The organism is Frankia sp. CcWB3 (genome assembly GCF_977927595.1).
In genome coordinates this window covers 1-7123 of the sequence record NZ_CDWRCK010000063.1, presented here as the reverse complement: position 1 = coordinate 7123, position 7123 = coordinate 1, and the positions used below count along the sequence as shown (strand labels likewise).

Sequence of the window (7123 nt, the reverse complement as noted above, 5' to 3'; positions counted from 1 at the left end):
TTCGAAACGCGCAAGCTATTTCATTTCGACTCCTTAGCGTTGCTGTAGCTGCTCTTGCGCCACACCGTGCCGGAAAGATCGTGACTGTTCATGGTTCGAGACTCCTAGCTCGATCAATGAGCATCTTGGTGCTCGCGTCCCGCTCTGCCGCAGATTCCCACATCGTGCTGAACGACTCTTCGTATTGCTCTACCTCACGATCTTTCTCTAGATACAACGCTCCGGTGAGTCCCTCCACGTAAACCGTTGGCGGTTCCCCCGCTCGTCCGGTTCCGTTCTCGGGAAACCGAAGAACGACGAACGGACCCGAGGTGACACCCGCGTGTAGGCCGGCGCTGAACGGCATTACCTTGATCGTGACATTAGGCAGCCGGTTTACGTCCGCAATCCGTTCGAGTTGCTGTGCAAGCACCTTCGGGCCGCCAACGGGGCGATGCAGAATCGACTCATTGAGAACAACATTCAGCACCGGGGGATCGGTCGCTCGGATCAGCAACGCCTGCCGGGCCATGCGCACGTGAATTCGCCGGTCTATTTCGTCGTCCTCGACACCGGGGTCTTCCGCTCGGATCAGGGTCCGTGCATACTCCTCTGTCTGGAGGAGACCGGGAACGAGTTCCGGCTGGTAGCACCAGAGGCGAGAGGCCGCCTCTTCGAGCCCGATGTACAGGTCGAGCCAGGCCGGGATGACGTCGCCGTAGCTGTGCCACCAGCCGCGCGCCTTCGTCTCCTTCGCGAGCCCCATCAGCGCCTCGGTCAGATCGGTGGGCGCACCGTAGATCCGGAACATGATCTCTACGTCGAAGCTTCGGAGCGAGGTCAGCCCCGACTCGATGCGCTAGATCTTGGCCTCGGACCACTCCAAGCGCCGTGCGGCTGCCCGCACGGTCAACCTCGCCTGGTTCCGAAGATCACGCAGGTACCGGCCGAGCTGACGGCGCGGCACGGTCGAGCCCGTCGTCGTGGTGCCCTCTGGCATCGCCCCTCCTTCGGTTTGAGGGTAGTCCATCACCCGAAATGAAAGACTTTGATCGCTGTTTCGAATAAATATCAACATTTCTCAGCTTGCAGAATGAGTCTTGCATGTTGAGCTCTCGCGATGTTTGACTTCTGCGTGACAGCAGGCGCGCCGAGAGTGGTCGCCTGGCCCCTACGGCGTTGCAGTCGGCGGACGCTCGCGTTTCTCTGCGTTGCCAAGGCGCTCTTCTCGGCGGCATCCGCCGCGCTCTGCTGTCTGTGGCACGGGGACGGACTCGCGGCGCGGGGGGCTACCCGTCGCAAACTGAAGGGAGAGGGTCCATGGACGAACGCCGGTTCGTGGTGTGGGACGCGGACGGAAGACCGCTCGGCGCATTCCCCGACTTCGACACCGCCCACGAGTGGGCGCACGTGCGGATGCGGCAGGCGCGAACCCGCCTCCCCCTGACCCTCGACGACCGTGTAGCGAAGGTCAGCCGCCGCCTATCCCACGCCCGCTGTGAGCTGGTGGCGTGGGCCGAGTTCGCCGTGCTGCCCGGCTGCGACCTGCCCTCCCTGGGCGCAGGCGTAGACGGCACGGCGCGGCGCCAGCCTGCACAGCGGCCGTGAACGTCACGATCATCGCCTGCTGGGCGGCCACACACGCGCTGACCGCCGCACGGGGCTCAGCATGACTGGTGACTCATCACCTGTGATCCGGGTGGCCGTGGCGCACTTCCCGCCAACCGCCGTCGCCGTTCCCGCCGTGCGTACGAGCACGGTCCGCACGCTCACGGAATGGTCAGTGGACCCGGACGCCGTCAGCAGTGCCGAACTCGTCGTCTGTGAGTTGGCCTCGAATGCCGTGAAGGCGAGCCGCCTGGAAAACGTGGAAAACGTGGTGGCCATGCGGCTTACCGCGACGAGCAGGAATGTCCTTGTCGAAGTGTGGGACGGCAACGACACCGCTCCCCGGATCAAGAGCCTGGACGTGTTCAGCGAGGACGGGCGTGGCTTGTTGATGGTCGACGCGCTGTGTAGCCAATGGTCGTGGTTACCGGGTCAAGACCGGCGGAAAAGTCATGTGGGCGGAGATTCCCGGCGGGTTGCGGCCCGCGCCGCCGACGACGGACGCCGAGGGTTGGGCCGGAGCCTATGGCACCGGTCGTCTACCGCACCGACCCGGAGACCTTGCGGCGTGTCGCTGACGAGTTCATCCGGCGTTATCGGCTTCGTCCCCGCGCGGCTTTCCGCCACGCGCACGGCTGGACGCCTGCGGCCCACCGATCCGATATGTACTTTACATCTTGTTCGGCCGTATTGCCGGATTTCCTGTCCGTCCGCCCACCGGCCCACCTGTCCGTCCGTCCACCGGACAACCCGTAAAGACGGGTGGGTCGACAATGTGGCGCCCAGAGGAGCCAGCGCGACAACCGGGCCCCCGGGCAGCAGATCCACCCCGGCCCCCGCACCTGCTATACCTCCTGCGTGCCGGAAAGCGTGGCCGGCCGCGTTCAGTCCTTCGGGGCACGCCCGGCCGGGTTGGTCCGGACCGTGAACCCGGATCGGGAGAGGATCGGCACGGGACCGAACGGGATGGCCCGGATGGAAACGGGATGGCCCAGATGGGGATGGTGTCGTGCACAGGTTCGAGGACCGCTGGGTGGTTTCCGCCAGTGATCTTGTCGACGTCGTCGAGTGTGGGCATCGCGTCGGGCTTGCGCACGCGCTCGCCGCCGGGCTGGTGACCGGGGAGACGTCGGATGACGGGCCGCGCCGGATCGACCGGGTGCGCCTGACCCCCGCGGACACCACTGCCGTGCGGCACGGCGAGGCGCACGAACGACGCTGGCTGGAGCATCTGCGCCGGTGTTTCGGCGCGGACGGGGTCGTGGCGATCGAGCGGCCCGCCCCCACGCTCGCCGCCCTGGCCCAGGCCCACGAGCGGACCCGCCAGGCGTTGGCCGCCGGGGTTCCCGTCGTCTACCAGGGGGCGCTGTTCGACGGCGCGTTCCAGGGGCGCCCCGACTTCCTCATCGCGGCGCATCTCGACCCGATCACCGGCGTGTCGACCGGGCCCGCGGTCGCGGGCCGCTACGAGCCCTACGACGCCAAGCTCGCCCGGCACGCCAGCCCGGGAGCCGTGCTGCAGCTCGCTGCCTACGCGGCGGCCTTACCGTCGGTGGGCGTACCTGTTCCGCGGTTCATGCATCTGTTGCATCCCGCACAGCGGGCCACCGCGCCCGCTCCCGCTCCCGCGCCCGGGGTTGTGCGCACGTTCCGGGTCGACGATGTCGTGCCGATGGTCGGGCACGCGCGCAGCCGTCTCGCCGATCGGCTGGCGGTCGCCCCCGTGGTTCCCGAACCATCCTGGGCCGAGCCCCGGTCGGCCTGCGCCACCTGCGCGTTCAGCGCGCACTGCACGCGCGGCCGGGCGGAGGCCCGCGACCTGTCCCTGGTCGCCGGGCTGCGCGGCGACCAGCGACGGGTGCTGCGCGCGGCTGGCATCACCGCGGTGGAGGAGCTCGCCGCGGCCCGCGACGACCAGCGGCCCGCGACGATGTCCCCGGCGACGTTCGCGGGACTGCGTCTTCAGGCGGAACTGCAGGCCGCGCAGGATGCGACGCGGACCGCGGACGACCCGGTCGGGACGGTGACCGTCCGGATGACCGGCCCGGAGGGTCTCGCGGCCCTTCCGGCGCCCGATCCCGGTGACATCTACTTCGATATGGAGGGCGATCCGTACGCGCTGGACGCCGCCGGTCTGGAGTACCTGTTCGGCGCGGTCACCCTCGCGGACGGCGAGGTCTTCCGGGCGTTCTGGGCGCATGATCGGGCGGGGGAGCGGCAGGCGTTCGAGCGTTTCGTCGACTGGGCGACGGAGCGGTTGCGCGCGCACCCCGGCGCGCACATCTACCATTACGCGCCCTACGAGCCGAACGCGTTGCGCCGGCTGGCCGCGCGACACGGCACGCGGGAACGGCAGGTCGACGATCTGCTCGCTGGGCACCGGCTGGTGGATCTCTACGCCGTGGTCCGGCGCAGCCTGCGGATCTCCCAGCCGTCCTACTCGATCAAATACCTCGAACCGCTGTTCCTGCCCGGTGCCCGGCAGGCCGAGGTGAAGAACGCCATCGACAGCATCGTGGCGTACGAGAGCTTCCTGGCACACCGCGCCGCCGGGGAGCTCGCCGCGGCCGACCGCGTCCTCGCTCAGATCGCCGACTACAACCGGATCGACTGCGTGTCGACCCAGCGACTGCACCGCTGGCTGCTGGGCCTGCGGGAGGCCGACGGCGGCACGCCGCGGATCGACCTCGCCGCCCCGACCTCCACAGCCTCCGGCACCGACCCGGTAGACCCCGCCGACGCCGACGCCGACGACGCGCTCGTCGACACCCTCGTCGCGGCTCTTCCCGACGACTCGGCTGACTGGACGGACGACGAGCGGGCGCGCGCCCTGCTCGCCGCGGCCGTCGGATACCACCGGCGTGAGAACAAGCCCGCCTGGTGGTCGTACTTCGCGGCGCTGACCGCCGATCGCGCCACGCTGGAATCGGCCGACGACTGCGCGGTCCCGGTGAGCTGGACCGTTGTCGAGGACTGGGTCGAACCGGCCGGGCGACGGCGGCGGAGTCGTCGACTGCTGCAGGCCCGCGTCGATCCGGACCGTCCGCATCCCTTCGACCGCGGCGAGGCGGTGCGGCTGCTCTACCCGGGACCGCCCGGGGCCGAGGGCGTTACCACCGACGCGGTCGTCGAGCGGGCCGAGCCGCACAGGCTGCTGCTGCGGGAGAGCGTCGCCCCCGACGACGTGGCCCGCAGGCCGCCCCTCGCCGTGCTGCCCGGATCGCCGGTGCGTCCGGAACCCAAGCCGGCGGCGATCCGCGACCTCGCCCGCCGGACCGCCGACGCCCTGCCGGACCTGCCTGCGGACCCCGCGTTGGACCTGCTGCGCCGTCGCCCCCCGCGGCTGATCGGCCGGGGCGACCTGCCGGCGCCCGGCGAGCACGACGGAGACCAGATCGCCGCCGTGCTCGCCGCGGTGAGCGCGCTCGACGGCTCCTACCTGGCCGTGCAGGGGCCGCCTGGGGCGGGCAAGACCTACCTCGCCGGCAGGCTTATCCGCCATCTCGTCGAGCAGGGGCGCACGGTCGGGGTCTGCTCGACCAGTCACAAGGCGATCGAGAACGCGATGCTCGCCGCGACCGGCCAGCCGCCGGCGGACCCGAATCCCGCGGACGCCCGAGCCGCGGATACCGGGGCCGCGGATACCGGGGCCGCCGACGCCCGGGCCGCGGACGCCGTGCCCGCCTGGCGCCCCGCGGTGCCCGCCGCGAAGAAACAGCGGTCCGGGGCGAAGCCGGTTCAGGCGGCTCCGGGCATATTCCTGCCCTGGGACGGTCCGCGGGATCTGCGGGCACTTGCGGCGTGGCGCCGGGAGCACCCCGAGGGCCACCTGGTCGGGGACACCGCCTGGGCGTTCGCGAACCCGGTGCTGCGTGGTGACCCCTTCGACGTTCTGATCATTGACGAGGCGGGGCAGTTCGCGCTCGCGGATACCCTCGCGGTGGCCGGCGCGGCCCGCAACCTCGTGCTCCTCGGCGATCCGCAGCAACTGCCGCAGGTGGTGGCCGGCCTCCATCCGGACGGCGCGGACGCCTCGGCGCTGTCGCATCTGCTCGGCGACGCCGAGGTGATCCCGCCCGAGTTCGGCTACTTCCTCGATCGGACCCGCCGGCTGCACCCGGCCGTATGCGCGCCGGTGTCGGCGCTGGCGTACCGGGGGCTGCTGCACGCGCATCCGGTGGCCGGGACGCGCGCCGTGGCGGGTGTACCGGCCGGGCTGTACCTGCACGACGTCGAGCATCACGACAACGGCACCCGGTCGGATGAGGAGGTTGCTGTGATCCGTGACATCGTTCGCCACCTGCTCGGTCGTACCCTCGTCGACGGCGGGCCCCCGCGCCCGCTCCTCGGCAGCGACCTGCTCGTCGTCGCCCCCTACAACCGGCAGGTGCGGGCGGTCGAGCACGCGCTGGGCAAGGCGGGCCTGCCCGGGGTGCGGGTCGGGACGGTGGACCGTTTCCAGGGCCAGGAGGCAGCCGTCGTCATCATCTCGCTCACCACGTCCAGCTCGGCCCAGGCGCCGCGGGGGCTGGACTTCCTGCTCTCCCGCAACCGGCTCAACGTCGCGATCTCCCGAGCACAGGTGGCGGCGGCGCTGGTCATGTCACCGGCGCTGCTCGACAGCTCTCCCCGTTCGGTCGCCGAACTTCAGCTCCTCGCCGGGTTAGCCCGGCTGCGTGCCATGGCCCGAACGGACCCGCTCACTGTGCGCTCCCCGATACATTCCTGACACTTTCCTGGTACGTTTCCGGAACCTGATGGGTGGTAGCGATGAAGCCACGGAGTCCACTACGCGCCCGCGGCCCCCAACTCTCATGCAGATATGTAAAGTCCGTTTCGTCGGTATTTGTTTGTGCTTAGGAGTCGAAATGAAATAACTTGCGCGTTTCGAACCCTCCACAGGCCTGTGACCTGCGATGATGCTCTCGATCGCGTATTTGTTACTTCATTACGTCCCCTTATTGTAAAGCCGGTGCTAGGATTCGCGACGTCTGGGCAGGTTGGGGAAGGGGATGCTCATGACTCTTACACTGGCTATTCCTAGCCGTATGCAAACTGTTCTGCCTCGGGCGCTCGCGCGCCTGCGGGCCTCATCGGGTGCACACATTACTTTCGGGGGAATGGTCGCACTCCATTCCCGCACCCTGACCATCACCAACGTGGACGGGCCGGGGCCGGCCGGGCTGATCGGTGTCGAGATCCCAGCCGGGATGGGCATCGGCGGTCAGGTCGTCAAGCATTGCCGGCCGGTCGTCATCAATGATCGAGCTGCCGCGCGAAGATCGCTGCGATCTACCGCCGCGGAGATCGACGACACCGGTCTCGGTGCGATCATGGCGGTGCCGGTATGCGAGGACGGCGCGGTGGCCGCGGTACTGTACGCCGCTCTCGAACCGGATCTGTCATTCGATGAGTCTGCTATTCACGCAGCTATGGCGGTGGCCCGGTTGATGGAACGCGAACTCGGTCTCGTCAGTGGGGGGCCGCGGTCGAGGGTGCCGTCCGTACCGGTCCAGGGGCGGGTGCCGGTCCAGGG

Annotated in this window: 4 protein-coding genes and 1 pseudogene; 4 read left to right on the top strand and 1 reads right to left on the bottom strand. The window is 69.2% G+C overall.

Going from position 1 to position 7123, the window contains the following annotated elements; all coding sequences use genetic code 11:
* Window positions 1–88 precede the first annotated feature (88 nt).
* Window positions 89–979 (bottom strand): annotated as a pseudogene (locus tag ACY5KJ_RS07375) (helix-turn-helix domain-containing protein).
* Between the two features lie 320 nt (window positions 980–1299).
* Here ACY5KJ_RS07375 and ACY5KJ_RS07370 point away from each other — a divergent pair.
* The 4 genes from ACY5KJ_RS07370 to ACY5KJ_RS07355 form a co-directional block, all read left to right on the top strand.
* A complete protein-coding gene (locus tag ACY5KJ_RS07370) occupies window positions 1300–1587 on the top strand; it encodes a hypothetical protein (protein WP_462187399.1) in 288 nt (95 codons plus the stop codon).
* Window positions 1588–1648: 61 nt separating this feature from the next.
* A complete protein-coding gene (locus tag ACY5KJ_RS07365) occupies window positions 1649–2515 on the top strand; it encodes an ATP-binding protein (RefSeq protein ID WP_462187398.1) in 867 nt (288 codons plus the stop codon).
* An 81-nt stretch (window positions 2516–2596) separates the two neighbouring features.
* Window positions 2597–6316, top strand: coding sequence for a TM0106 family RecB-like putative nuclease (locus ACY5KJ_RS07360; protein WP_462187397.1), 3720 nt, complete (start codon window positions 2597–2599; stop codon window positions 6314–6316).
* 283 nt (window positions 6317–6599) lie between these two features.
* Window positions 6600–7123: GAF domain-containing protein (locus tag ACY5KJ_RS07355; protein ID WP_462203048.1), on the top strand; the 524-nt coding region annotated here is incomplete at its 3' end.